This is a genomic window from Gaiella occulta, from assembly GCF_003351045.1.
Taxonomy (GTDB): Bacteria; Actinomycetota; Thermoleophilia; order Gaiellales; family Gaiellaceae; genus Gaiella; species Gaiella occulta.
The window spans coordinates 143,360-166,312 of the sequence record NZ_QQZY01000005.1; the positions used below are offsets into that span (position 1 = coordinate 143,360).

Below are 22,953 nucleotides of genomic sequence, written 5' to 3' on the forward strand. Positions count from 1 at the left end.
CTCGGAGACGGGGCGGGTCGCCTCCCAGAAGAGGGCGCGCCGACGCTCCCACCCCGCCGCGACGGAACGCCAGGCCTCGATCTGCTCGTGGGCGAGCCCGCTCAGGCCGTCGCTCCCGCGAACTGCGGGATGATGTGCTCGCCGTAGGCGGTGAGCGTTGCCTCCTGGCCGTGCGTCATCAAGTAGACGCTGAAGTGGTCGACGCCGATCGACTCCAGCTCCCGCAGCTTCGCCGTCGCCTGCTCGACGCTGCCGAGCACGGAGAAGCGGTCGCAGATCTCGTCGGTGACGAACGCGCCGTGCGCGGCGCCGACGCGCGAGTGGTCGTTGTAGTCGTAGAACGTGCGCGCCTGCACGTAGTCGGTGAGCGCCTGCGGTACGACGGAGCCGTCGCTGCCGTAGCGCTCGATCAGGTCCTTGACGTGATTCGACACCATGGCGGGAAACCAGCGCGTCTGCTCGCGCGCGTCGGCGATGTCGTCCGAGATGTGGCTCGGCGCGCAGACGATGCACTTGAGCTCCGCCGGGTCGCGCCCGGCCTCCTCGGCCGCCTTCCGCGCCGTCCCCATGATCCACTGGATGATCTCCGGGTCGGCGAGCTGGATGATGACGCCGTCGCCCACGCGGCCGGCGACGGCGAGGGCCTTCGGGCCGTAGCCGGCGACCCACATCGGGATCCGCGGTAGCTCGGGCCGCACCCACTTGAGCTGGAGGTCCTTGTCGTTCCAGTGCACCTCTTCGCCGTTCATGAACGGCTTGATCATGCGGAGCGCGTTCTCGAACTGCGCCACCCGCACCGGCGGCTGGCCGATGTAGCGGCGCGCCGAGTCGCCGCGGCCGATCCCCATCACCATGCGGCCGTCCGAGATGTCGTGCAGTGTCGCGTACAGGCTCGCGAGCACGGTCGGCTCACGCGTGCCGGGGTTCGTCACGAGGTGCCCGAACTTCATCCGCGACGTCGCCTGGATCGCGAGGGCGAGGAGGGGGAACGACTCCTGCCAGAGCACGTGCGAGTCGTACGTCCACCCGTGCTCGAAGCCGTTGTCCTCCCCGAGCTTCATCAGCTCGACGAGTCGCGTGTAGGGCGGATCGGGCAGAACGGTGACGCCGAAGCTGAGGGCCATGGGTTCTCCTTGCTGTCTCTCGTGGAAGCCTCGATTATCCGCCTCCGCGGCGGGCGCTGCCAGGGAACCCCACATCGCCGACGAATGTCGCCTCGTTCGCGCGTTCTAGAGAGCGGCCCGTCGTAGAGGCACGAGCGCGACGAGCGAAAGCGCGCCGACGGCGGCGAAGGCGATCCGCCCCTCCCCCGGCAGGGAGAACGCGAGCCCCGCGAGCGGGGTGCCGACGAGGAGCAGCAGGACGGCCCAGGAGTTGACGAACGCGAGCGCCGCAGCGGGCGCATCCGGCCGCAGGCGCTGTGCTGCCCCGAAGAGGAGCGCGAACGGGAGTCCCGCGGAGAGCCCCGCGAGCAGCGTCGCGGCGGCGGCGGTGGCGAGGCCGAGCGGGAGCGCCAGCAGCAGGCCCGCTGCCGCCCCGGCGGCGAGCGACAGCGCGACGGCGAGGCGCGCGCGATGCGGAGCGCGAACGGCGACCACTCCGCCGAGGGTGCGTGTGACGATGCCGCCGAGCAGGACGAGCGCGCCGGCGAGGGCGGCGTCGCGCCGGTCGATCTGCTGTCGCTCGAGCAGCGGCACCACCCAGCTCGCGGCCAGGTAGCTCCCGCCGAAGGTGGCCGCGTGGATGATCCCGAGCGGGATCAAGCGGCGATCCGCGACGACGGCTGCTCCACGATGCCCGACCGCCCGCACGGTCGGTGCGGCGAGCACGACGGCGGCGATCGCGGCGGCGATCGCGAGGCCGCTCCAGTACGGCGCGCGCCAGCCGAGCGGCCCGGCGATCTGCGGGACGATCGCGACGGCGAGGCCGCCGCCGGCCATCGTCGAGGCGCCGTAGGTGCCCTGCCAGACCGCGGACAGCCCGGCAGCCCGCATCGCGTCCGCGCCGGCGACGAAGCCCGCGCCGCTGCCGAGCCCGGTGAGCGCGCGTCCCGCGAGAGCGATCGCCGGTGAGGGGGCGGTGAGCGCGAGCGCGTTTCCGGCGGCGCACAGCCCCGCCGCGAGGAGCCCGATGCGGAGCGCGCCGAAGCGGTCGGCGCCGCGCCCGGCCGGAAGCTGAACGAGGAAGTGCGTGAGGACGAGCGCCGTCGTGAAGAGCCCGACGAACGGGAGGCTGACACCGTACGCGGCGGCCGTCGGGTCGGCGATCGCCCCGACGCTCGACATGTTCCAGGTCGTGCCCGCGCCCAGCGCGACGGCGGCGACGGCGACCCGGGCGGCGCTACTGCTCAGCGACCCAGGCGATCGTCTTGTCCGCGAGCCGGTCGAGTGCGACCACCGACATCTCGATGTGCTCCTCGCGCGTGTCCTCGAGCTTCGTGTGCGAGAGACCACGGAGGCTCTGCGCGAACATCATCACCGTCGGGATACCGGCCCGGGCGATCTCGGCCGCGTCGTGCAGCGGCCCCGACGGGAGCCGGTGCGAGACGCCCGCGACGTCGCGGATCGCCTCGTCGCAGAAGCCGACCAGGGTCTCGTCGAACGGGATCGGCTCGATGTTCCAGATCCGCTCCCAGGCGACGTCGATGTTCTCCTCGGCCGCGAAGCGCTCGCTCGCCTCCCGGGCCTGGCGCAGCAGCTCGGCGAGACTCGCGGCGTCGAGGTGGCGCTGGTCGAGGAGCTGCTCGGCGGTCTCCACGACCGAGGTGACGATGCCCGGCTTGCAGACGACGCCGCCGCAGGTGCAGACGGCGCCGTCGCCGACGCGCGCTGCGATGTCACGGATCTCGAGCGCCAGCTTGGCTGAGCCCGCGAGCGCGTCACGGCGCCTGTCCATCGGCGTCGAGCCGGCGTGGGCGGCCTGCCCCGTCCACGTGATGCGCCAGCGCTCGACGCCGAAGGTGCCGAGCACCGCGCCGAGCGGGAGCCCCATCGACTCGAGCACCGGGCCCTGCTCGATGTGCAGCTCGAGGTAGGCGGCGGCCCCTTCCAGCCGGCGCCGCGCCTCGAGCGCGCGATCGAGGTCGACCCCGAACGCTCCCACGGCCTCCGGCAGCCCGACGCCGTCGCGGTCCTCGAGCAGCCGCAGCTCGTCCTGGTCGCGCATCGACCCGGCCGCCGCCGACGAGCCGAACAGCGAGCGCCCGAAGCGCGCCCCCTCTTCGTCGGCCCAGTCGACGAGCCGGACGGTGACGGGAGGCGTGCCCTCGCCCGCGATGCGCCGGAGCACCTCCGCGCCCGCGAGGACGTTGAGGCAGCCGTCGAGCCAGCCGCCGTTCGGCACCGAGTCCATGTGCCCGCCGATCAGCACCGCGCGCTCGGAGAGGCCGCGCAGCGTGTACCAGTCGTTGCCCGCCTCGTCGCGTTCGACCTCGAGCGGCAGATCCCGCAGCAGGCCCGCGAGCCAGGCTCTGGCGGCGCTCCAGGTGTCGGTCCAGGCCACGCGCTGGGCACCGTTCTCGTCCCCGGTCAGCTGCTGCAGCTCGCGCAGCCGGGAGACGACGCGTGCGGGTTCGAGTGCCATGGCCGTACCCTAACCACTGTACTGCGCTCGCTCTCGACTGAACGGCTCCCGCTACCAATGCCGCCGCAGGCGTGGTAGGGAATACGCATGGCGCGAAGGATCCTCACGCGACTCGGGATCACCGCGGCCGTGCTCGGCGGCCTGTGGGGCCTGTACACGGGCTACCGCTGGCTCTGGATGACGACCGGCTGGACGTGGCCGTTCGTCGTCGACGACCTCACGATGCCGCCGCTGCACACGATCGTGAGCAGGCTCTGGCAGCCGGCTGCGAGTGATCAGCCGTGGCTCCTGCGAGTGCTGCTCGAGAAGGCGGCGTTCACCGCCAAGGAGGCGCTCGTGGGCTTTACGCTCGGCGCCGTCGTCGGCTTTGCGATCGGCGTCGTCTTCCACTTCTCGAACCTGTTGCGGCGCGGCTTCCTTCCCTACGTCGTCGGCTCGCAGACGGTGCCGATCCTCGCCATCGCGCCGATGGTCGTGATCTGGCTCGGCGGCAGGGGCCTGCCCGTGTGGGTGCCCGTCGCCGTCATCGCGGCCTTCCTGACGTTCTTCCCGGTGGCGATCAACACCCTGCGTGGGCTCGACGCGGCCGACCCGCGGAAGCTCGAGCTGATGCGCTCGTACGCGGCCTCCGGATGGGCGACGCTGTGGCGCGTCAAGTTCCCGTCGGCGCTGCCCTACCTGTTCTCGGCGCTGAAGGTCTCCGCGACGGCGAGCGTCGTGGGTGCGATCATCGGCGAGCTCCCGTCGTCGATCCAGGAGGGCCTGGGAGGTGCGATCCTGACGTTCAACCAGTACTACTCACTCGACCCGTCGGCGCTGTGGGCGACGAACATCGTCGCCGCCGCGCTCGGCATCGTCTTCTTCCTCGCCGTCCTGCTCGTCGAGAAGCTCGTCGTCCGCCGTGCGCCGGAGAACGTCGCGTGAGCGCCCGCGCCGCCGCCGTCTCCATCCACGGCGTCTCGAAGCTGTTCGGCAAGGGCGGCGTGACCGCGCTCGCCGACATCGACCTCGAGATCCAGCCCGGCGAGTTCGTCTCGCTCATCGGCCCGTCCGGCTGCGGCAAGTCGACGCTGTTGCGCATCATCGGCGACCTCATCGAGCCCTCCCGGGGGGAGGCGTGGATCGGCGGCAAGACCGCCCATCAGGCGCGGCTCGACCGCGACTACGGGATGGTGTTCCAGGAGGCGACGCTGATGGACTGGCGCACCGTGCGCAAGAACGTCGCGCTCCCGCTCGAGATGATGGGCTGGGCCAAGGCCCGCCGCGAGGAGCGCGTGCGCGAGCTGCTCCAGCTCGTGGAGCTGACCGGGTTCGAGGGTCACCACCCCTGGCAGCTCTCCGGCGGCATGCAGCAGCGCGTCGCGATCGCCCGCGCGCTGTCGTTCAGCCCGTCGCTCATCCTCATGGACGAGCCGTTCGGCGCCCTCGACGAGATGACCCGTGACCGCCTCAACCTCGAGCTGCTGCGCATCTGGGAGGCCACCCGCGCCACCGTCGTGTTCGTCACGCACTCGATAGCGGAGGCGGTGTTCCTGTCCTCCCGCATCGTCGTCATGTCCGCTCGCCCGGGCCGCATCCAGCGCATCGTCGAGGTCGACCTGCCGTACCCGCGCTCGAACGACACGCGCGAGGAGCCGCGCTTCTTCGAGATCGCCACCGAGGTGCGCGAGCTGCTGCGCGAGTCGCACGACGCGCGGGAGATCGTGTGATCACGATGCGCAGGGGCTTCGGCGAGTGGGCGCCACCGCTCGCCATCGGCGTGCTCGTGCTCGTCGGCTGGCAGCTCCTGATCGACGTCTTCGACATCCAGAAGTTCCTGCTGCCGAAGCCGACGGAGATCGCGTCGGCGTTCTGGCATCAGCGCAGGGAGCTGTGGCCGGCAGGCTGGTACACGTTCACCGAGGCGTTGTGGGGCTTCGTGGGCGGCTGCGGGTTCGGGATCGTGTCCGCGCTCCTGCTCGCCCGCTTCCGTGTGCTGGGCTCGGCGCTGATGCCGTACTTCATCGCGTTGAACGCGGTGCCGATCATCGCCTTCGCGCCGATCGCAAACGCCTGGTTCGGGATCGAGAAGGGGTCGAAGATCTTCATCGCGGCGGTGCTCTGCTTCTTCCCGGTGCTCGTCAACACGCTGCGCGGGCTCACGTCGGTGCGGCCATCGCAGATCGAGCTGATGCGCTCGTACGCCGCCGGCGACGTCGCCGTCTTCCGGCGCGTGCGCATCCCGACCGCGCTCCCGTACGTGTTCTCGTCGCTCAAGGTCGCGAGCGTGCTCGCGATGATCGGCGCGATCGTCGGCGAGTACTTCGGCGGCTCCCAGCAGCAGCTCGGGATCCTGATCAAGAACTCGGCCGCGCTCTTCCAGTTCGAGACGGCCTGGGCGGCGATCCTCGTCGCTTGTATCCTCGGCATCGCGTTCTACCTCGCGGTGTCGCTGCTGGAGTCGGCCACGATGCGGTGGCACCCGTCTGCGCGCGGGGCGCAGGCGTGACAGGGACTACAAACCACGGAGGAGGGCTCTACATGAGGAGTCGTTGGAGCATCGGCGCGGCACTCGCCGTCATGGCGGTCGCGGCGCTCACGTTCGTCTCGCTCGGATCGGCGAAACCGGCCTCGGCGAAGGTGGACAAGGTGACGCTGCAGCTCAAGTGGGTGGCGCAGGCGCAGTTCGCCGGCTACTACGCGGCGGCGGCGAAGGGCTACTACAAGCAGTTCGGCCTCGACGTCACGATCAAGCCGGGCGGCCCCGACATCACGCCGGAGCAGGTCGTCGCCTCCGGCCAGGCCGAGTTCGGCATCGACTGGCTGCCGTCGCTGCTCGCGACGCGCGACAAGGGCGGGGACATCGTCAACATCGCCCAGGTGTTCAGGCGCTCGGGCATGACGGAGCTGACCTGGAAGGACAGCGGCATCACGACCGTGGCCCAGATGAAGGGCAAGAAGGTCGGCGTGTGGTGCTGCGGCAACGAGAACGAGCTGTTCGCCGCGCTCGTCAAGAACGGGCTCAACCCGAAGAAGGCGAGCGACGTCAAGATCATCAACCAGCCGTTCGACATGAACCTGTTCCTGCAGCGCAAGGTCGACGCCGCCGCGGCGATGACCTACAACGAGCTGGCGCAGGTGCTCGAGACGAAGAACCCGAAGACGGGCAAGCTCTACACGCTCGCCGACTTGAACGTGATCACGATGGAGAAGGCCGGCACGGCGATGCTCGAGGATGGGATCTTCGCCACGGGCGACTGGCTCAAGGACCCGAACAACGTCGACATCGCGAAGCGCTTCGTCGCGGCGTCCCTGAAGGGCTGGGCGTACTGCCGCGACAACCTCGCGGCCTGCACGGCGATCGTGCTCAAGAACGGCACGCTGCTCGGCAAGGGCCACCAGACGTGGCAGATGAACGAGATCAACAAGCTCGTCTGGCCCTCCCCCGGCGGTGTCGGGGTGATGGACCCGGCGGCGTTCACGCGCACGGCGAAGATCGCGCAGCAGTTCAAGGTGATCACGAAGGCCCCGCAGGGCGCCTATCGCACCGACATCGCAAAGGGCGCGCTCGCGCTCCTGAAGAAGCAGGGTGTCAACGTCGTCGGCGCCGGCTACAAGCCCGCCGTCGTCAAGGTCACCCCGGGCGGCAAGTAGCCCGATCGACCACGAGCCCCGGGCCGTCGCGGCCCGGGGCTCCCCTTCCGGCGAAAGGAGGCCCGGTGTCCGTTCTCATCAAGGGCGGTCGCATCGTCACGGCGGCCGACAGCACCGTCGGCGACGTCTACATCGAGGGGGAGCGCGTCTCCCGCATCGGGACGTCCCTCGAGGACGACGCCGACGTCGTCATCGACGCGACGGGGAAGCTCGTGCTCCCGGGCGCGATCGACCCCCACACCCACCTCGACATGCCGTTCGGCGGCACGGTCACCATCGACGACTTCACCTCCGGGCAGACGGCGGCAGCGTTCGGAGGCACCACCTGCCACGTCGACTTCTGCATCCAGGCCAGGGGCCAGTCGTTCACCGACGCGCTCGCCGCCTGGCACGAGAAGCGGGAGGGCAGGGCGATCATCGACAACGGCTTCCACATCGCCGTCACCGACCTGGACGAAGGCGGCTCGCTCGAGGAGCTCGCGACCCTGCCCGAGCAGGGCGTGACCTCGTACAAGCTGTTCATGGCCTACAAGGGCGCACTCATGGTCGACGACGAGACGCTGTTCCGGACGATGGAGGTCGCCGCACGCACGGGCGCCCTCGTGATGGTGCACGCGGAGAACGGCGACGCGATCGACGTGCTCGTGCGGGAGGCGCTCGCCGCCGGCAACAGCGCGCCCGTGTACCACGCGCTGACGCGCCCGCCCGAGCTCGAGGGCGAGGCGACGAACCGGGCCATCCAGCTCGCACGCGTCGCCGGCGCGCCGCTGTACGTCGTGCACGTGTCGTGCAAGGAGGCCGTGCACCCGATCGCCAAGGCCCGCCGGGCCGGCTGGGACGTGTGGGGGGAGACCTGCACCCAGTACTTCTTCATCGACCAGAGCTATCTCGAGCGGCCGGACTTCGAAGGCGCCAAGTACGTGTACACGCCGCCGCCGCGCCCGCGGGAGAACCAGCAGGTGCTCTGGGACGCGGTGCGCACCGACGTGCTCTCGGCCATCTCCACCGACCACTGCGCGTTCCTGTGGGACGGGCAGAAGACGATGGGCAAGGACGACTTCTCGAAGATCCCGAACGGAGGGCCGGGGCTCGAGAACCGGCTCCACATGATCCACGAGTTCGGCGTCCGCGTCGGGCGAATCTCGCTCAACCGCATGGTCGAGCTGCTGGCGACGAACCCCGCCAAGCTCTTCGGCCTCTATCCGCGCAAGGGCACGATCGCCCCGGGCTCCGACGCGGACATCGTGATCTTCGACCCGAGCCGCAGGAAGACGATCACCGCGGCCGGCCAGCACTCGAAGTCGGACTACAACCTGTTCGAGGGCGTCGAGGTGACGGGCGACGTCGACACGACATTGATCCGCGGCACCGTCGTCGTCGACGGCGGCGAGCTCAAGGTGGATCCGGGCTTCGGGCAATTCGTACGGCGGGCGCGGTTCGGCGAGGAGTTGCAGTAGCCTTGCTGCAAGATCGGGGATCCTCGAGCGGGGATCCTCGATCGCGCAGATCCCTGAAGGAGACGCGCCCGCGCGCCTCTCCCGGCGGTCGTCGCCGGCTCCGCACACGCGCTGTCGCGGCGTCGGCCGTTCGTTACCGCCCCTACGACTTCCGGGTCGAACGTCGCGGGAGGGCGGGCTTGCGGCCGTTGCGCCACGAGCCGTGCCGATCCAGCCGCCGCGGTACGATCGCCTCATACCGACGATCAAGGAGGCGCGCGTGGCGACAACCGAGACCGATCCCCGCACCATCGACCCGAATCTCGGCGCCCAGATCGTCGCCGACGCCAGGGAGCACGTCCTCTACTCCTGGTCCGTCCAGAGCGCGATCAACCCCATTCCCGTCGCGGGCGCCGAGGGCCGCCATTTCTGGGACTACGACGGCAAGCGCTACCTCGACTTCGCCTCGCAGCTCGTCAACGTCAACATCGGCCACCAGCATCCGAAGATCATCCAGGCGATCAAGGACCAGGCGGACAAGCTGTGCACGATCGGGCCGCCGATGGCCAACGAGTCACGCTCGCAGCTCGGACGCATGCTCGCCGAGGTGACCCCGGGCGACCTGTCGGTGTCGTTCTTCACCAACGGCGGCACCGAGGCGAACGAGAACGCGGTCAAGCTCGCGCGCCTGGTCACCGGGCGCCACAAGATCATCGCGCGCTACCGCTCCTACCACGGCGCCACGCACGGGGCCGTCACGCTCACCGGCGACCCGCGCCGCTGGGCGGTCGAGCCGGGCATGGCGGGCGTCGTGCGTGCCTTCGATCCGTACACCTACCGCTGCCCCGCCGGCCATCCGGATCCGTGCCCCGTCTGCTCGGGCGCCCCGCATCTGGAGGAGATCCTCGCCTACGAGGGCGCCCACACGGTGGCGGCGATCATCCTGGAGACGGTCACCGGCACGAACGGCATCATCGTCCCGCCGGACGGCTACCTGCAGTCCGTGCGCGAGGTGTGCGACCGGCACGGCATCCTGCTCATCCTCGACGAGGTGATGGCCGGCTTCGGCCGCACCGGCAAGTGGTTCGCGTGCGAGCACTGGGATGTCGTCCCCGACATCCTCTGCGTCGCGAAGGGCATCAACTCGGGCTATGTGCCGCTCGGCGCCATGATCGCCCGCGGCGAGATCATCGACCAGGTGCGCGACCGCTTCTTCCCCGGCGGCCTCACCTACGCCGGTCATCCGCTTGCGTGCGCGTCCGCGGTTGCCTCGATCGAGGCGTTTCGCGAGGAGGGCGTTGTCGAGAACGCGGCAGCGATGGGCGACTACTTCCGTGAGGCGCTCGGTCGCCTGCAGGAGCGGCACCCGTCGATCGGCGAGGTGCGTGGCCTCGGCTGTTTCTGGGGTATCGAGCTCGTCCGCGACCGCGAGACGAAGGAGATGCTCGTTCCCTTCAACGCGTCGGGCGAGGCGGCGGCTCCGGTCTCCCGCGTGGCGAAGGCGGCGCTCGAGCGCGGGCTCTATCTGATGACCCACTGGAACGTCGTCATGGTCGTGCCGCCGCTGACGATCACGCGCGAGGAGGCCGAGGAGGGGATCGCGATCCTCGACGACGTGCTCGCGATCGCCGACGAGTACTACCAGGAATAGACGAGTACTACCAGGAATAGCGGGACGGCCCGATCGGGCGCACGCCTACGGGACGATCACGAGCTTGCGGCCGGCCCCTTCCTCCTGACGACGCCAGGCGTCCGCGATGCCGTCGAGCGGGACGCACTCGACCTCGATCACGATCCTGCCGGCGACGGCATGGTCGACCAGGCGGCGGAAGTGCTCGGCGATCACGTCAAGCGGGACGGCAAAGCTCGAGTAGCCGAGGATTTCAAGCTGCTTTCCCCGCACCGCTGCCGACGTGAGGGAAGCGGCGGCACCCGCCGACTGACCCAGGTTGACGATCCGCGCCCCTGGCGCCGCGGCTTCGGCCGCCGCGACCGCGGGCTCGCCCCACAGCGGGTCGATCACGAGCTGCGGCCCTTCACCACCACACGCTTCCCGCAGCGCCGCCGCGAGGTCGCCGTGCGCATCGAGCTTCACCGTGACGTCGGCGCCTGCCTCGAACGCCCGCTCCAGCGCCGCCTCGCTGCGGCCCGCGGCAACGACGCGCCCGGCGCCGAGGAGCTTCGCGCCCTGAACGGCCACAAGTCCTGCGGTGCCGGTTGCACCGAGCACGAGCACGGTCTCGCCCTCCCGGACGGGAGAGCGCCAGGCGACCGGAAGCCAGCCGGCGAGCCCGGCGATCCCGAGTGCTGCTGCGACGGCGGGATCCGCACCGGTCGGGACCGGGACGACGAGAGCGCCAGCCGAAGCGAGCGCCGCCATCGTCCCGTCTCGGCTCACGCCGAGCCCGCCGCCGTGCGTCCACACGAGCTCGCCCGACCCACGCAGGCGGCCGACGCACTCGCAGCCCGGTACGAAAGGTAGCGGCGGATACCCGCCGTAGAACCGCCCGCTGCCGACGGCGATGTCGATCGGATTCAGCGGCGCCGCGAGCACCTCGACCAGCGTCTCCGCCGCAGGATCGGGCGCCTCGCCCATCGTGGGCGGCCGCCCGAGCTCTGTTATCTGCGCCGCTCGCACCGCCGCGGTCAGACCTTCCCCTGTGCGCGCCACTTCCGGAAGATCTCCTTGATCTGGCGGTCGTAGGTGAGCGCGGCGTCATCCGGTGTCCGTTTGCCCTGCGCGACCTCTGCGAACATCTGTGGGATCAGGAACTTGTTGAACATCTCGTCGATGGCGGCGTTCGAGGTGCCGGGGTAGCCGACGTTCTTCGTGTACTTGTCGGCGATCTCCGCCAGCACCGTGTACTTCCCGGCCGGCTTTGCGATCGGATCCCGCTCGACGCGGCGTTTGATGTTGGGCACCGACCTCGGCCACGTCGGGAAGTTGTAGAACTTCGAGTTCTCGAACGCGCCGACGTACTTCGTCTCGAGGTCGGCGAGGAACTTCTTTGCCATCTTCTTGTTCTTGGCGAACTTCCAGATCACGTAGCAGCCCATCACGTGCTCGAGCCCGATGCGGCCATTCGGCCCGCTCGGGATCGGGAGCAGCTCGATCTTTGCCGCGAGATCCGGGTTGAGGAGCTCGGCGCTGCGGGTGATCGAGATCGCGTTCATTGCGAACGAGAGCCGTCCGGCGAGCATGGCCTGGTTGTTCGAGGCGGGCGTCCACGCGAAGATCTCGTCCGACATCCCCTGGTCGTACAGCGCTTTGCCGAACTTGAGTGCCTCGCGCGTTGCCTTCGAGTTGAGCACGACCTGGTTCCTGTCGTTCTGGATGAACGAGCCGAAGCACATCATCAGGGCCATCAGGGCCATGTTCGAGTCGAGCTCGTTCGACATGCCGATCCCGACCGGATTGCCCATCGCCTTCAGCTTGGGCGCTGCCTTGAGCACGTTGTCCCAGCTCGTCGGCTTGAGCCCGACCTCGCCCCACAGGTCGGTGCGGTAGTTGGCGGGATCGGGCACGTAGTTGTCTGCGAAGGCGAAGTACTTCTTCGTCTTCGGGTTGTAGGTGCTGCGGAAGGCGAGATCGTTCATCTTGCCTCGCTTGCGCGTGACCTCCTCGACGATCTCCTTGTGGTCGATCACCTGATCCTCGTAGGCGGCCGGCGGCGCGAGGAAGAAGAAGATGTCGTGACCGCTCTGGGCGGCAACCTCGGCGGCCGCGCGAGCGGGGATATCGGTGGCGCTGATGTGGTCGACGGTCACCTCGGTGTCGTTCGCCGCGCCCCACCGCTTTATGTAGATGTTGTCGAACCACTTGTCGTACGCGGGCACGAAGTGGCTCCACTGGATGATCCGGAGTGTGTACTTCGCCTCCCTGCCCATGAACCGGGCCGGACCTGCGACTGCGGTCTTCGCGCCCATGCCAGCGGCGACCACGGCGGCCGCGCCGATACTCGCGTGACGGATCAGCTCTCGCCGGGTCGTACCCCCCCTTCCCTGGCCCTCGCTGCGGGCCGAGCCGGGAACGCGATTCGATGTGGCCATGACTCCCTTCCTCCTTGGTCGTTGGCGGTCGGTATCGGCTAGCGGAAGGCCCCGCCGGTGAATCCTGCGATGAAACGATCGAGGAACGTGTTGTAGAGCAGCGCGAGCGGGATCGACGGGATCAGTGTCGCCGCCATCAGCGCGCCCCAGAAGAAGACATCACCGCGGATCAGCTCCGTGTAGATGCCCGTCGAGATCGTCTTCGACGAAGAGTTGGTGATGAAGGCGAGCGCGTACACGAACTCGTTCGCGCAGAGCGAGAACGAGAAGATCACGACGGTGAGGATCCCGGGCAGCGAGATCGGGAACACGACGTGCAGGAGCGACCGCACGCGGGAGGCGCCGTCGACGAGCGCCGCGTCCTCGAGCTCACGCGGGATCGACTTGAAGAAGCCCATCAGCAGCCACGTTGCGAACGGGATCGTGAAGGACGGGTAGACGAGTATGAGCGACCAGAGACTGTCCTGCAGGCCGAGTTCGGCGATCAGGCGCGAGAGCGGAAGGAAGAGGAGCGTCGGCGGCACGAGGTAGACGAGGAAGATGCCGACGCCGAGGCTCTGACCCCAACGCCCGGAGAGGCGGGCGAGCGCGTAGCCGGCCGGCAGCGAGACGAGCAGCGTGAAGATGACGACCGTCGCGCCGACGAGCGCCGTGTTGCCGAGCCAACGGAGGTAGTCGGTCTGCTCGAACAGGAACCGCACGTTGGCGAGGGTCGGCGAGCCCTGGGTGAATCCGAACGGGTTGTTCTTGGTGTTGTAGAGATCCCCCTCCGTTTTCAGCGCCGTCCAGAGCATCCAGTAGAAGGGAAAGGCGAGCACGATCGCGAACGGCCCGACGACCATGTAGGTGAGCAGGTTCTCGCGTGTTCGGCGCGACGGCATCACGTCACCTCGACCCTGCGGGCGAAGACGAGCATGAGCACGGTCACGAGCGCGAGCACCGGCAGCAAGTAGAGCGCGATCGCCGCACCCGCGCCGAGCGAGCCGGAACCGATGCCGGTCTGGAACGCCCACATCGGCAGCGTCTGCGTCGAGTTGAAGGGCCCGCCGCGCGTGAGGATGTAGACGACGGCCATATCGGTTGCCGTGAAGACGATCCCGAACAGGACGGCGATCGTGGCGATCGGGAGCTGCAGCGGCAGCGTTACGTACCAAAGCTTCTTCAGGCCGGTCGCGCCGTCGACCCGGGCCGCGTCGTTGACCTCGGTGGGGATCGAGGCGAGGCCGGCGATCATGATCACGGTGGCGAACGGGAGCAGCCGCCAGGCGTGCACTGTCGTGATCGCGGCGAGCGCGAGCGTCGGGTCGCCGAGCCACTGCGGCGGGTTGAAGGTATCGACGAGGCTGAGGCTCTTCAGCACCCAGTTCACGACCGAGAAGAGCGAGTCGAAGATCCAGAGGAAGCCGATCGTCGAGAGCGCGACCGGCGCCGCCCACGGCAGCAGGATGAGGAAGCGTAGGAACCATTTGCCCCTGAACGGGCGGATCAGGAAGTGCGCGAGAATCGAGGCGCCCACGACGATGATCGCGTTTGCGAGCAGCGTGAAGACGATCGTGTTCCGAAATGCCGTGCGGAAGTTCGGGTCGCTCCACTGGCTCGTGAAGTTGTCGAGCCCGATGAAGTCACCGGTGAGCGACCCGGCGGTGGCGTCCGTGAGGCTCAGGTAGATCGAGAGCCCGAGCGGCGCTCCCACGAGCAGGACGATGAAGATGATCGCCGGTGAGAGTAGCGCCGGCCCGAGGAAGCGCCGCTGCTCGAGCAGGTCTCGCCGGCGCTTCCTTCTGGGATAGCCGGCAGCGGTCTCCATGTCGGCGATTCAAACACCTTGTTTCAGCATGCACAAGAGCGGCTGGAAATGCTGCAAGCGAGCCGGTAGGGTCCGAGCCGTGGCGGAGATCACGCTCGACCGGCTTGCGAAGGTGTACCCGGACGGCACGCGGGCCGTCGTTGGTCTCGATATGGAGGTCGCGGACGGCGAGTTCGTCGTCTTTGTCGGCCCGTCGGGATGCGGCAAGACCTCGGCGCTGCGCATGATCGCGGGGCTCGAGGAGATCACGGAGGGCACCGTTACGATCGGCGGCGAGGTCGTGAACGAGTTGCCGCCGAAGAACCGCGACGTCGCCATGGTGTTCCAGAACTACGCGCTCTACCCGCACATGTCGGTGTTCGACAACATGGGTTTCGCCCTCAAGATGCGCGGCTTCGAGAGGGGCGAGATCGCTCGCCGCGTAAACGACGCCGCGAAGGCGCTTGGGCTCGTCGAGGTGCTGAGGAAGCGGCCGCGCACTCTCTCGGGCGGGCAGCGCCAGCGGGTGGCGATGGGCCGCGCGATCGTCCGGGAGCCGCAGGCGTTCCTGATGGACGAGCCGCTCTCGAACCTGGACGCGAAGCTGCGCGTGCAGATGCGAGCGGAAATCGCGCGCATCCAGCGCTCGCTCGGGACGACCACGATCTACGTCACCCACGATCAGAGCGAGGCGATGACGCTCGGCGACCGCGTGGCGGTGATGCGCCGCGGCGAACTGCAGCAGCTCGACCCACCACAGCGGCTCTACGAGGAGCCGGTGAACCTGTTCGTGGCCGAGTTTATCGGCTCGCCTGCGATGAACCTCGTGGAGGCGGTGCTCGCGTGGGAAAACGGCGCTGCCAGGGTTCGCTTTGGCGAGCATGAGCTGCCGTTGGACGCCGAGACGCTCACGCGGCGCCCGGGTCTCGCGTCGTACGACGGAAGGCGTCTCGCGCTCGGCATCCGCCCCGAAGACCTTGGCGACGCGGCGTTGGAAGGGGTGCCCGAAGACCGGCGGATCCCCGTCACCATCGATCTTCGCGAGGACATGGGCGCCGAGGTCTTCCTACACTTCGGCGTTGACGCGACCGCGGTGGAGACGGAGGATGTGAAGGAGGCTCAGGAGGACGACGTCGCTCAGGGGCTTCGTTTCATCGCTCGCGTGGCGCGCGAGAGTCGGGCGCGCGAGGGGGAGCGCATCGATCTCTCGATCGACACGAGGCGGCTGCGCTTCTTCGATCTCGAGACGGGTCAGGCGATTCTCTAGGGCGCCCGAAACCTCAACCCGCCCCGGTACGACGAACGCCCACGCCTGCCACAGCAGCACCGGCAGCACGAGCGCGCCGAGCGTGACGAAGAGGCGGTGGCGTAGCCCGACGAGGTGATGGCCGGCTTCGGCCGCACCGGCAAGTGGTTCGCGTGCGAGCACTGGGATGTCGTCCCCGACATCCTCTGCGTCGCGAAGGGCATCAACTCGGGCTATGTGCCGCTCGGCGCCATGATCGCCCGCGGCGAGATCATCGACCAGGTGCGCGACCGCTTCTTCCCCGGCGGCCTCACCTACGCCGGTCATCCGCTTGCGTGCGCGTCCGCGGTTGCCTCGATCGAGGCGTTTCGCGAGGAGGGCGTTGTCGAGAACGCGGCAGCGATGGGCGACTACTTCCGTGAGGCGCTCGGTCGCCTGCAGGAGCGGCACCCGTCGATCGGCGAGGTGCGTGGCCTCGGCTGTTTCTGGGGTATCGAGCTCGTCCGCGACCGCGAGACGAAGGAGATGCTCGTTCCCTTCAACGCGTCGGGCGAGGCGGCGGCTCCGGTCTCCCGCGTGGCGAAGGCGGCGCTCGAGCGCGGGCTCTATCTGATGACCCACTGGAACGTCGTCATGGTCGTGCCGCCGCTGACGATCACGCGCGAGGAGGCCGCGGAGGGGATCGCGATCCTCGACGACGTGCTCGCGATCGCCGACGAGTACGTGGCCTGAGCCCGGTGCCGGGGCGAGGTCGCGCCCCGGCACCGCTCATGCCCGCTACACGCCCTCTGCGAGTGCGTGCGGCGCGGCGGCGGCGCGGCGCTCCATCAGAGCGGCGAGCCAGATCGACGTCTCGTAGAGCGCGAGCAGCGGCGTCACCTCGAGAGCGAGCGAGACAGGATCGACGGTGGGGAGCACGATCGCGAACGTCAGCATCGCCACGTAGCCGACGCGGCGGTTGCGGCGCAGCTGGCGCGAGCTGACGACGCCCAGGCGCACCAGTCCGAGCACCAGCACGGGGAGCTCGAAGGCGATGCCGCTGGCGAGCAGGCCCATGGCGGCGAAGCCGAAGTAGGAGCTCGCGCGAAGCTGCACGTCGTACAGGTGGGTGTCGAAGGTGGTGAGGAAGTCGAGCGCGCGCGGCAGCACCACGACGTAGGCGAACAGCGACCCCGCCGCGAAGAGCGCGGTGCCGAGCGCGACGAGCGCGCCGATCGTGCGTCGTGTCGCCCGGTCGACGGCGGGCGCGACGAACGCCCACGCCTGCCACAGCAGCACCGGCAGCGCGAGCGCGAGCGCTGCCACCACGCTGACCTTCACGGAGACCGTGAACGGCTCGGTGACGCCGAGCGTCACGAGACGGCGTCCGTCCGGCAGCGGCTCCCGCAGCGCCGCGACGAGACGGCCGTGGAACGCGAACGCGAGCGCGAAGGCGGGCACGAACGCGCCGAGCGTGACGAAGAGGCGGTGGCGGAGCTCGCCGAGATGATCGACGAGCTCCGCCTCCTCTCCTTCTCCGAGGCGCCTGGGAATCAGGCGAGCGAGCACGACCTAGACGGTCTCGCGCTCGGCTGCCGCGACCGTCGACGGCAGGGCGTTGTCGTCAACCGCGTCGCTGCCGGAGATGGTGTCCTTGAACTCCCGCATGCCTCTGCCGAGCTGGCGCCCCATCTCGGGGAGCTTCTTCGGCCCGAACACGAGCAGCAGCACCATCAGCAGGATCAGCATCTCCCAGATCCCGATTCCGAACGGCATCGCAGACCTAGCCGAGGAACGGGGTGACGGCCTTCGTCGCCTCGGCGGCGGTGAATGCCTTGGGGAACGCCGGGATGATCGGCTTGCCGGTGGCGATGTCGCTGAACACGCTCAGGTGCGACGCCTCGCTGGCGGCGATGGTCGCGGCGACACCCTTGAGGTCGTTGGACTTCAGCGCGGTGACCGCGCCGAGGTAGGCGCCCACGAAGGCCGTCTCGAGCGCGACACCCGTCTTCGCGATGCTGAGCCGCGAGTCGAACGTGCCGGCCGGGTACGTGAACGACAGCCCCTTCGGGGTGGCCGACTTGAGCACGCCGGCGAGCGCCTTGTAGTGGGCCCGCTCGGAGATCCGCGCCTGGAACAGGTACTCGAGCTCGTTGCCCTTGAACTTCTTGCTGCCGATCGACTTCGAGTAGAAGTCGATCGCGAGCAGCTCCGCGGTGGCGGCGAGCTTCGCGATGTCGGCGTCGGCCGTGGCCGCACCGAACGCCTGGCCGCTGGTGGCGGCGAGCAGCGAGCCGCCCGCGACGAGCGCGATGCCGCCTCTGGCGCCTCGCGACAGGAACGCTGCGCGGCTGGTGGTCTCGGACATCTGGTGGAACCTCCTGGGTCGCGTGGTACGCATGGCCCGCGGGGTGCGAGCGACCCTGATTCGGCTCCGCCGTGCGACCGGTTCGGTCCCGCGCCGTCAGACGTCGGCGAGGAACGCGGTGACCGCGGCCGCCGTCTCCTCGAGCGCGTCCCACAGCAGCGTGTGGCCGCTCTCGACGTCGACGACACGCAGCAGGTCGCCGAGCGCGGCGCGGTGCGCGTCGAGCAGGTGGTCGTAGGTGACGTACGAGCGATTCCCGAGCACGAGCAGCGTCGGCACGCGCACCGACGAAAACGACGGCGGCGCGCTCGCCATCTCGCCGTAGGCCGCGATCACCGCCGCCTGGCTGTAGCGGTAGCGCCAGAGGCCGTCCTCCGACTGCACGACGTGCTCGCGCAGATCGGTCTCCACGAGCTCGCGCGGCGCGGTGCGGAGCCCGCTCTCCTCGAAGCGCCGCTCCACCGCGTCCTCGAACGAGGCGTAGGCGCGCTCCTCGCGCCCGCTCTCGGCCGCGTAGAGGGCGACCGCCGGGTCGAGCGCGAGCGCCGGGTCGAGCAACACGAGCCTGCGCACGAGCCCGGGATGGCGCGCGGCGAGCTCGAATGCGAGGCGGCCGCCGAAGGAGTGACCGATCCAGTCGGCAGGCTCGCGGCCGACGCTGTCGAGCACCGCGTCGACGTGGGCCTCGATGTCCCACGGCGGCTCGTAGGGCGAGGAGCCGTGACCGAGCAGGTCGGGAGCGAGCACGCGGAAGCGGCCCGCGAGCCACCCTTCGGCGAGACCGCGCGCATGGCCGCCGCACCCGGTGACGCCGTGCAGGTAGACGGCACGCGGCGCCTCCGGGTCGCCCCAGGCCTCGACGTGCAGGGTCCGCTTCACCCGCCGCCGCCGAGTGCGTCCAGGGACTCCGGCACCATCTCCGTGCGGCGGGTGTCGGCCTCCTTGACGAGAGACCAGATCACGATCCCGTCCCTGTCGATGAGGAAGGTGCCGCGCACGGGCGCGCCCGTCCGCTCGTTGAAGACGCCGTAGGCGCGCGCCGCGGCGCCGTGCTCCCAGAAGTCGGAGGCGAAGGTGTAGGTGACGCCGAGCTCGTGCTTCCATGCCTGGCGAGACGCCGACGGGTCACACGAGACGAAGACGACGTCGGTCTCGGCGTTGTGGAACGACTCGAGATTCGCCTGCAGGTCGAGCGCCTCGTCGCGGCAGACGGGCGTCCAGGCGAACGGGTGGAAGACGAGCAGCACGTTGCGCCGGCCGCGGAAGTCCGCCAGCCGCACGCGTGGCCGGTCGGGGGCCTCCTCGAGGTCGAACTCCGGTGCCTGATCACCCGTCCCGACTGCCATCCGTGCTCTCCTCTCCGTGTCCCGAGGGAACATAGTAGGTCCTGCCCTGGAGGCCGTCGGGAAGGTGATCGACGGCGAACCCGCGTGGATCGTCGTGCGGGTAGAGGTAGCCCTCGCCGTGGCCGCGCTCGCGCGCGCCGCGGTAGTGCGCGTCGCGCAGGGCGGCCGGCGGCGCCAGGATGCCTCGCTCGCGCACCTCGCCGCGCGCCGCCCAGATCGCCCTGGCGGTCGCATTCGACTTCGGGGCGTTGGCGAGGTAGATCGCCGCCTGCGCGAGGTTGAGCTGCGCCTCGGGCAGGCCGACGTGCTCGAGCGCCTGGGCTGCCGCGACCGCGACCAGGAGCGCGCGCGGGTCGGCGTTGCCGACGTCTTCGGAGGCGAGGATGATCATGCGGCGGGCGACGAAGCGCGGATCCTCGCCGCCTTCGAGCATCGCGGCGAGATAGTAGACGGCAGCGTCGGGGTCGCCTCCGCGCATCGACTTGATGAAGGCGGAGACGATGTCGTAGTGCTGGTCGCCGGCGCGGTCGTAGCGCAGCGGGCGCTTGCGGGCGGCGTCGGCGACGTGCCGCTCCTCGAGCGGCGCACCCTCGGCCCGGGCCGTCTGCCAGGAGAGCTCGAGCGTGGCGAGCGCGCTGCGGGCGTCCCCTCCAGCGCGCCGTGCGATCGCCGCCGTCACCTCCGCCGGCAGCTCGATGCCGAGCTCGCGCGCGCCGCGCCCGATCACCGCCGCGACCTCGCCGTCGGAGAGCGGCTCCAGCTCGACGACCGTGCAGCGCGACAGCAACGCCGCGTTGACCTCGAAGTACGGGTTCTCGGTCGTGGCGCCGATGAGCGTCAGCAGGCCGCTCTCGACACCGGGCAGCAGCGCGTCCTGCTGCCCCTTGTTGAAGCGGTGGATCTCGTCGAGGAAGAGGATCGTGCGGGCGCCGTTGGCGCCGAGGCGCTCCCGCGCGCGCTGCAGCACCCCGCGGACGTCGTCGACGCGCGCCGACACCGCCGACAGCTCCTCGAACGCCGCGCCCGTCGTCTCGGCGACGATGCGGGCGAGCGTCGTCTTGCCGACGCCGGGGGGGCCGTGGAGGATCATCGACGGCGGCCGGTCGCCCTCGATCGCAAGCCGCAACGCCGATCCCTCGGCGAGCACGTGCCGCTGGCCGACGAGCTCGTCCAGCGACCGGGGCCGCACGCGCTGCGGCAGCGGCGCCGTCTCGGCCTGCCGGGTGTGCGCCGCGTCGGCGAACAGATCTCCCATCGACGGGAGTATGCTCCCCGCCATGTCACAGGAGACCTGGGAGCCGCCGCTGAGCAGCCCCGTGCTGCCGGGCGAGGCCCGCACAGACTACGAGCGCTACCTCAACACGGAGGAGCTGCTCGCCCTGCAGAAGGGCCCGCAGGAGTGGGTGCATCGCGACGAGCTGCTGTTCCAGGTCGTGCACCAGTCGTCGGAGCTCTGGCTCAAGCTGGCGTGGAACGACACTGGCGCCGCGGCGGCTCTCGTGGCAGAGGACGACCTCGGCGGAGCGCTGCGGCTGCTCCGCCGGGCGTCGCTCTGCATGCGTTACGTGACGGCGCAGCTGGACATGCTCGAGCACATGTCGCCGTGGGAGTACCAGGAGATCCGCAAGGTGCTCGGCCACGGCTCCGGCTTCGACTCGCCCGGCGTGAAGGAGCTGCGGCCGGCGATGGCGCGGCTCGGCGAGGCGTTCCACGCCGCCCGCGAGCGCGCCGGGCTCTCCCTCGTCGACCTCTACGTGCACGGGCGCGCGCACGAGGAGCTGTACCAGCTCGCGGAGGCGCTGATGGAGCTCGACGAGTGGTTGCAGACGTGGCGCATCCGCCACTATCGGGTCGTCGCGCGCGTGATCGGCGAGCGTGTGGTCGGCACCCAGGGCACGCCCGTGGAGGTGCTGGGACGCCTCATCCACCGGGTCGAGTACCCGGAGCTGTGGGACGTCCGCAACGAGCTGACGGCTCGTTCGCAGGCCGAGTCGTGACCCTCCGCGAGGAGGTGACGGTGCTCCTGCGGGAGCTGCTCCGCGCGAACACGGTCAACCCGCCCGGGAACGAGACGATCGCGGCCGAGCTGCTGCGCGACTATCTCGACCGCAACGGCATCCCGTGCGAGCTCGTCGGTCGCTCATCCGACCGGCTCAACCTCGTCGCCCGCCTGCCGGGCGGCGACGGGCCGTCGATCGCGCTGCTCGCGCACACCGACACCGTCCGCGCCGACGCCGAGGAGTGGGCGCACGACCCGTGGTGCGGCGACCTCGTCGACGGCGAGATCTGGGGCCGCGGCGCGCTCGACATGAAGAGCCAGGTGGCTGCGAGCGCGGTGGCGTTCGCGTCGCTCGCGCGCGACGGCTTCCGGCCTGCCGGGGACGTCATCCTCGCGCTCACCGCGGACGAGGAGGTGAACGACGACTACGGCCTTGCCTGGCTCGTGCGCGAGCACCCTGAGCTCGTGCGCGCCGACTACTCGCTCAACGAGGGCGGCGGCGAGCGCTGCGTCTTCGGCGGCAACGTCTTCTACCTGTGTGCGGTGGGGGAGAAGATGAGCGCGCCGTTCCGGGTGCACGTGCGCGGGCGCAGCGGACATGCGTCGATGCCGGCGATCGCCGACAATGCGCTCGTCAAGGCGGCGCCGCTGATCGAAGCGCTCGGTCGCTACGCGCCGCCGCAGGAGCTGATCCCCGAGGTGGCGCGCTTCCTCGAGCTCGTGCTCGGCGAGCTGCCGCCGCTCGAGGAAGCGCTCGACCGCGCGCGGGCGCTGCACCCACTCGCGGCCGAGCTCGTCGAGCCGCTGCTCTCGTTCACGCTCGCGCCGACGTTGATCGAGGCCTCCAAGCAGCGCAACGTGATCCCCGCGCACTGCGTCGTCACGGTCGACTGCCGCCTACCGCCCGGAATGACGCCCGAGGACGCCGATCCGCTCGTACGCGCGGCGTTGGGACGGGGCGACTACGAGCTGGAGTGGTTCGAGCGCGACGGCGGCACCCGCTCGGCGATGGAGACCCCGCTGTGGTCGGTGCTCGAATCGTGGGTGGCGGACGTCGAGCCTGGCGCCCGCCTGGCGCCCGTCGTGTGCGCCGGCTTCACCGACTCGCACTGGATGCGCGAGGCCTTCGGCACGGTGGCGTACGGCTTCTTCCCCCTGAGGGCGATGGACGGCGAGCTCGCCTCACGGCTCGTGCACTCGGCCGACGAGCGCATCCCGGTAGACGACCTCGAGCTGGGCGTGCACGCGCTACGCGCGGCCGTCACCTCCATCGAGGGCTGATGGCGGACCCCGTGCGCGTGACGGTCGTGCCGAACGAGGTCGCCGCCGACCTCGTGTGCTCGTTCCTGCGCGCGGAGGGCATCCGCTGCGCGCACCGGATCACGGACATCGGGGCCGGCGCCTGGGACGGAGTGCCGAGCGCCGCGGGGCCGCGCGAGGTGCTGGTCGATCCGGCCGATCTCGACGCGGCGCGGCAGGCGCTCGCATCCGCGGAGCTCGGGGAGTTCTCGGCGTAGCGGCGCGGCGG

General features: G+C 69.9%; 24 protein-coding genes. 11 read left to right on the forward strand and 13 right to left on the reverse strand.

Annotation, left to right across the window (positions count from 1 at the left end; all coding sequences use genetic code 11):
- Window positions 1–101 precede the first annotated feature (101 nt).
- The 3 genes from Gocc_RS11125 to Gocc_RS11135 form a co-directional block, all read right to left on the reverse strand.
- Window positions 102–1,124: a TIGR03842 family LLM class F420-dependent oxidoreductase gene (locus Gocc_RS11125; protein WP_114796634.1), complete on the reverse strand. Its 1,023-nt coding sequence runs from the start codon at window positions 1,122–1,124 to the stop codon at window positions 102–104.
- 105 nt (window positions 1,125–1,229) lie between these two features.
- Window positions 1,230–2,453, reverse strand: a complete 1,224-nt coding sequence (locus Gocc_RS11130) for an MFS transporter (RefSeq protein WP_281268453.1) — start codon at window positions 2,451–2,453, stop codon at window positions 1,230–1,232.
- Window positions 2,341–3,582 carry a Zn-dependent hydrolase gene (locus Gocc_RS11135; RefSeq protein ID WP_114796636.1) on the reverse strand — a complete coding sequence of 414 codons (1,242 nt, stop codon included), beginning with the start codon at window positions 3,580–3,582 and terminating at the stop codon, window positions 2,341–2,343. Before Gocc_RS11135 ends, Gocc_RS11130 begins: the two co-directional genes overlap by 113 nt.
- An 87-nt stretch (window positions 3,583–3,669) precedes the next feature.
- On the opposite strand from Gocc_RS11135, the gene Gocc_RS11140 reads away from it, so the two are divergent.
- From Gocc_RS11140 to Gocc_RS11165, 6 genes are all read left to right on the forward strand, one after another.
- Window positions 3,670–4,506, forward strand: coding sequence for an ABC transporter permease (locus Gocc_RS11140; protein WP_114796637.1), 837 nt, complete (start codon window positions 3,670–3,672; stop codon window positions 4,504–4,506).
- Window positions 4,503–5,291: an ABC transporter ATP-binding protein gene (locus Gocc_RS11145; RefSeq protein WP_114796638.1), complete on the forward strand. Its 789-nt coding sequence runs from the start codon at window positions 4,503–4,505 to the stop codon at window positions 5,289–5,291. Before Gocc_RS11140 ends, Gocc_RS11145 begins: the two co-directional genes overlap by 4 nt.
- 5 nt (window positions 5,292–5,296) lie before the next feature.
- A complete protein-coding gene (locus Gocc_RS11150) occupies window positions 5,297–6,070 on the forward strand; it encodes an ABC transporter permease (protein ID WP_147281279.1) in 774 nt (257 codons plus the stop codon).
- Window positions 6,071–6,102: 32 nt separating this feature from the next.
- A complete protein-coding gene (locus tag Gocc_RS11155) occupies window positions 6,103–7,215 on the forward strand; it encodes an ABC transporter substrate-binding protein (RefSeq protein WP_114796640.1) in 1,113 nt (370 codons plus the stop codon).
- A gap of 65 nt (window positions 7,216–7,280) precedes the next feature.
- Entirely contained in the window at window positions 7,281–8,672 is a 1,392-nt protein-coding gene (hydA, locus tag Gocc_RS11160; protein WP_114796641.1) for a dihydropyrimidinase, read from the forward strand.
- Between the two features lie 259 nt (window positions 8,673–8,931).
- Window positions 8,932–10,302, forward strand: a complete 1,371-nt coding sequence (locus Gocc_RS11165; RefSeq protein ID WP_220150580.1) for an aminotransferase class III-fold pyridoxal phosphate-dependent enzyme — start codon at window positions 8,932–8,934, stop codon at window positions 10,300–10,302.
- Between the two features lie 45 nt (window positions 10,303–10,347).
- Here Gocc_RS11165 and Gocc_RS11170 read toward each other — a convergent pair whose 3' ends face one another.
- From Gocc_RS11170 to Gocc_RS11185, 4 genes are read right to left on the reverse strand one after another with little or no spacing between them, the layout of a single operon-like run.
- The gene (locus Gocc_RS11170) at window positions 10,348–11,322 is read right to left on the reverse strand and encodes a quinone oxidoreductase family protein (protein WP_147281280.1); all 975 of its coding nucleotides are present in this window, start codon (window positions 11,320–11,322) and stop codon (window positions 10,348–10,350) included.
- Window positions 11,298–12,701 (reverse strand): ABC transporter substrate-binding protein, encoded by a 1,404-nt coding sequence (locus Gocc_RS11175; protein ID WP_114796643.1) that lies wholly within the window; start codon window positions 12,699–12,701, stop codon window positions 11,298–11,300. The genes Gocc_RS11170 and Gocc_RS11175 overlap by 25 nt, the downstream gene beginning before the upstream one ends.
- Before the next feature lie 38 nt (window positions 12,702–12,739).
- Window positions 12,740–13,582, reverse strand: a complete 843-nt coding sequence (locus Gocc_RS11180) for a carbohydrate ABC transporter permease (RefSeq protein ID WP_114796721.1) — start codon at window positions 13,580–13,582, stop codon at window positions 12,740–12,742.
- Window positions 13,582–14,508 (reverse strand): carbohydrate ABC transporter permease, encoded by a 927-nt coding sequence (locus Gocc_RS11185; RefSeq protein ID WP_114796644.1) that lies wholly within the window; start codon window positions 14,506–14,508, stop codon window positions 13,582–13,584. Before Gocc_RS11185 ends, Gocc_RS11180 begins: the two co-directional genes overlap by 1 nt.
- Window positions 14,509–14,587: 79 nt before the next feature.
- Between Gocc_RS11185 and Gocc_RS11190 the strand changes: the two genes are divergently transcribed.
- Entirely contained in the window at window positions 14,588–15,754 is a 1,167-nt protein-coding gene (locus tag Gocc_RS11190; RefSeq protein WP_114796645.1) for an ABC transporter ATP-binding protein, read from the forward strand.
- A 117-nt stretch (window positions 15,755–15,871) separates the two neighbouring features.
- Window positions 15,872–16,465, forward strand: a complete 594-nt coding sequence (locus tag Gocc_RS11195; RefSeq protein WP_114796646.1) for an aminotransferase class III-fold pyridoxal phosphate-dependent enzyme — start codon at window positions 15,872–15,874, stop codon at window positions 16,463–16,465.
- A 45-nt stretch (window positions 16,466–16,510) separates the two neighbouring features.
- Here Gocc_RS11195 and tatC read toward each other — a convergent pair whose 3' ends face one another.
- From tatC to Gocc_RS11225, 6 genes are all read right to left on the reverse strand, one after another.
- A complete protein-coding gene (tatC, locus tag Gocc_RS11200) occupies window positions 16,511–17,281 on the reverse strand; it encodes a twin-arginine translocase subunit TatC (RefSeq protein ID WP_114796647.1) in 771 nt (256 codons plus the stop codon).
- Between the two features lie 3 nt (window positions 17,282–17,284).
- On the reverse strand, window positions 17,285–17,488 hold the full coding sequence (tatA, locus tag Gocc_RS11205; RefSeq protein WP_114796648.1) for a twin-arginine translocase TatA/TatE family subunit: 204 nt from the start codon (window positions 17,486–17,488) through the stop codon (window positions 17,285–17,287).
- Between the two features lie 7 nt (window positions 17,489–17,495).
- Window positions 17,496–18,080, reverse strand: coding sequence for a ferritin-like domain-containing protein (locus Gocc_RS11210; RefSeq protein WP_181813609.1), 585 nt, complete (start codon window positions 18,078–18,080; stop codon window positions 17,496–17,498).
- 96 nt (window positions 18,081–18,176) lie between these two features.
- On the reverse strand, window positions 18,177–18,959 hold the full coding sequence (locus Gocc_RS11215) for an alpha/beta fold hydrolase (protein ID WP_181813610.1): 783 nt from the start codon (window positions 18,957–18,959) through the stop codon (window positions 18,177–18,179).
- On the reverse strand, window positions 18,956–19,426 hold the full coding sequence (locus Gocc_RS11220) for a redoxin domain-containing protein (protein WP_181813611.1): 471 nt from the start codon (window positions 19,424–19,426) through the stop codon (window positions 18,956–18,958). Before Gocc_RS11220 ends, Gocc_RS11215 begins: the two co-directional genes overlap by 4 nt.
- Window positions 19,407–20,681 carry a replication-associated recombination protein A gene (locus Gocc_RS11225; RefSeq protein WP_114796652.1) on the reverse strand — a complete coding sequence of 425 codons (1,275 nt, stop codon included), beginning with the start codon at window positions 20,679–20,681 and terminating at the stop codon, window positions 19,407–19,409. Before Gocc_RS11225 ends, Gocc_RS11220 begins: the two co-directional genes overlap by 20 nt.
- 22 nt (window positions 20,682–20,703) lie before the next feature.
- Between Gocc_RS11225 and Gocc_RS11230 the strand changes: the two genes are divergently transcribed.
- The 3 genes from Gocc_RS11230 to Gocc_RS11240 are packed head-to-tail and all read left to right on the forward strand — an operon-like array spanning window position 20,704 to window position 22,942.
- Entirely contained in the window at window positions 20,704–21,423 is a 720-nt protein-coding gene (locus Gocc_RS11230; RefSeq protein WP_114796653.1) for a tryptophan 2,3-dioxygenase family protein, read from the forward strand.
- Window positions 21,420–22,706: a M20/M25/M40 family metallo-hydrolase gene (locus tag Gocc_RS11235; RefSeq protein WP_181813612.1), complete on the forward strand. Its 1,287-nt coding sequence runs from the start codon at window positions 21,420–21,422 to the stop codon at window positions 22,704–22,706. Before Gocc_RS11230 ends, Gocc_RS11235 begins: the two co-directional genes overlap by 4 nt.
- Window positions 22,706–22,942: a hypothetical protein gene (locus Gocc_RS11240; RefSeq protein WP_114796655.1), complete on the forward strand. Its 237-nt coding sequence runs from the start codon at window positions 22,706–22,708 to the stop codon at window positions 22,940–22,942. The genes Gocc_RS11235 and Gocc_RS11240 overlap by 1 nt, the downstream gene beginning before the upstream one ends.
- Window positions 22,943–22,953: the final 11 nt, after the last annotated feature.

Bases quoted from the DNA above. Each gene is read 5' to 3' on its own strand.
- Gocc_RS11125 (WP_114796634.1), bottom strand. From the start codon at position 1,124: ATGGCCCTCAGCTTCGGCGTCACCGTTCTGCCCGATCCGCCCTACACG.
- Gocc_RS11135 (WP_114796636.1), bottom strand. From the start codon at position 3,582: ATGGCACTCGAACCCGCACGCGTCGTCTCCCGGCTGCGCGAGCTGCAG.
- Gocc_RS11140 (WP_114796637.1), top strand. From the start codon at position 3,670: ATGGCGCGAAGGATCCTCACGCGACTCGGGATCACCGCGGCCGTGCTC.
- Gocc_RS11150 (WP_147281279.1), top strand. From the start codon at position 5,297: ATGCGCAGGGGCTTCGGCGAGTGGGCGCCACCGCTCGCCATCGGCGTG.
- Gocc_RS11155 (WP_114796640.1), top strand. From the start codon at position 6,103: ATGAGGAGTCGTTGGAGCATCGGCGCGGCACTCGCCGTCATGGCGGTC.
- Gocc_RS11175 (WP_114796643.1), bottom strand. From the start codon at position 12,701: ATGGCCACATCGAATCGCGTTCCCGGCTCGGCCCGCAGCGAGGGCCAG.
- Gocc_RS11180 (WP_114796721.1), bottom strand. From the start codon at position 13,582: ATGCCGTCGCGCCGAACACGCGAGAACCTGCTCACCTACATGGTCGTC.
- Gocc_RS11185 (WP_114796644.1), bottom strand. From the start codon at position 14,508: ATGGAGACCGCTGCCGGCTATCCCAGAAGGAAGCGCCGGCGAGACCTG.
- Gocc_RS11195 (WP_114796646.1), top strand. From the start codon at position 15,872: ATGGCCGGCTTCGGCCGCACCGGCAAGTGGTTCGCGTGCGAGCACTGG.
- tatA (WP_114796648.1), bottom strand. From the start codon at position 17,488: ATGCCGTTCGGAATCGGGATCTGGGAGATGCTGATCCTGCTGATGGTG.
- Gocc_RS11210 (WP_181813609.1), bottom strand. From the start codon at position 18,080: ATGTCCGAGACCACCAGCCGCGCAGCGTTCCTGTCGCGAGGCGCCAGA.
- Gocc_RS11220 (WP_181813611.1), bottom strand. From the start codon at position 19,426: ATGGCAGTCGGGACGGGTGATCAGGCACCGGAGTTCGACCTCGAGGAG.
- Gocc_RS11225 (WP_114796652.1), bottom strand. From the start codon at position 20,681: ATGGGAGATCTGTTCGCCGACGCGGCGCACACCCGGCAGGCCGAGACG.
- Gocc_RS11230 (WP_114796653.1), top strand. From the start codon at position 20,704: ATGTCACAGGAGACCTGGGAGCCGCCGCTGAGCAGCCCCGTGCTGCCG.
- Gocc_RS11240 (WP_114796655.1), top strand. From the start codon at position 22,706: ATGGCGGACCCCGTGCGCGTGACGGTCGTGCCGAACGAGGTCGCCGCC.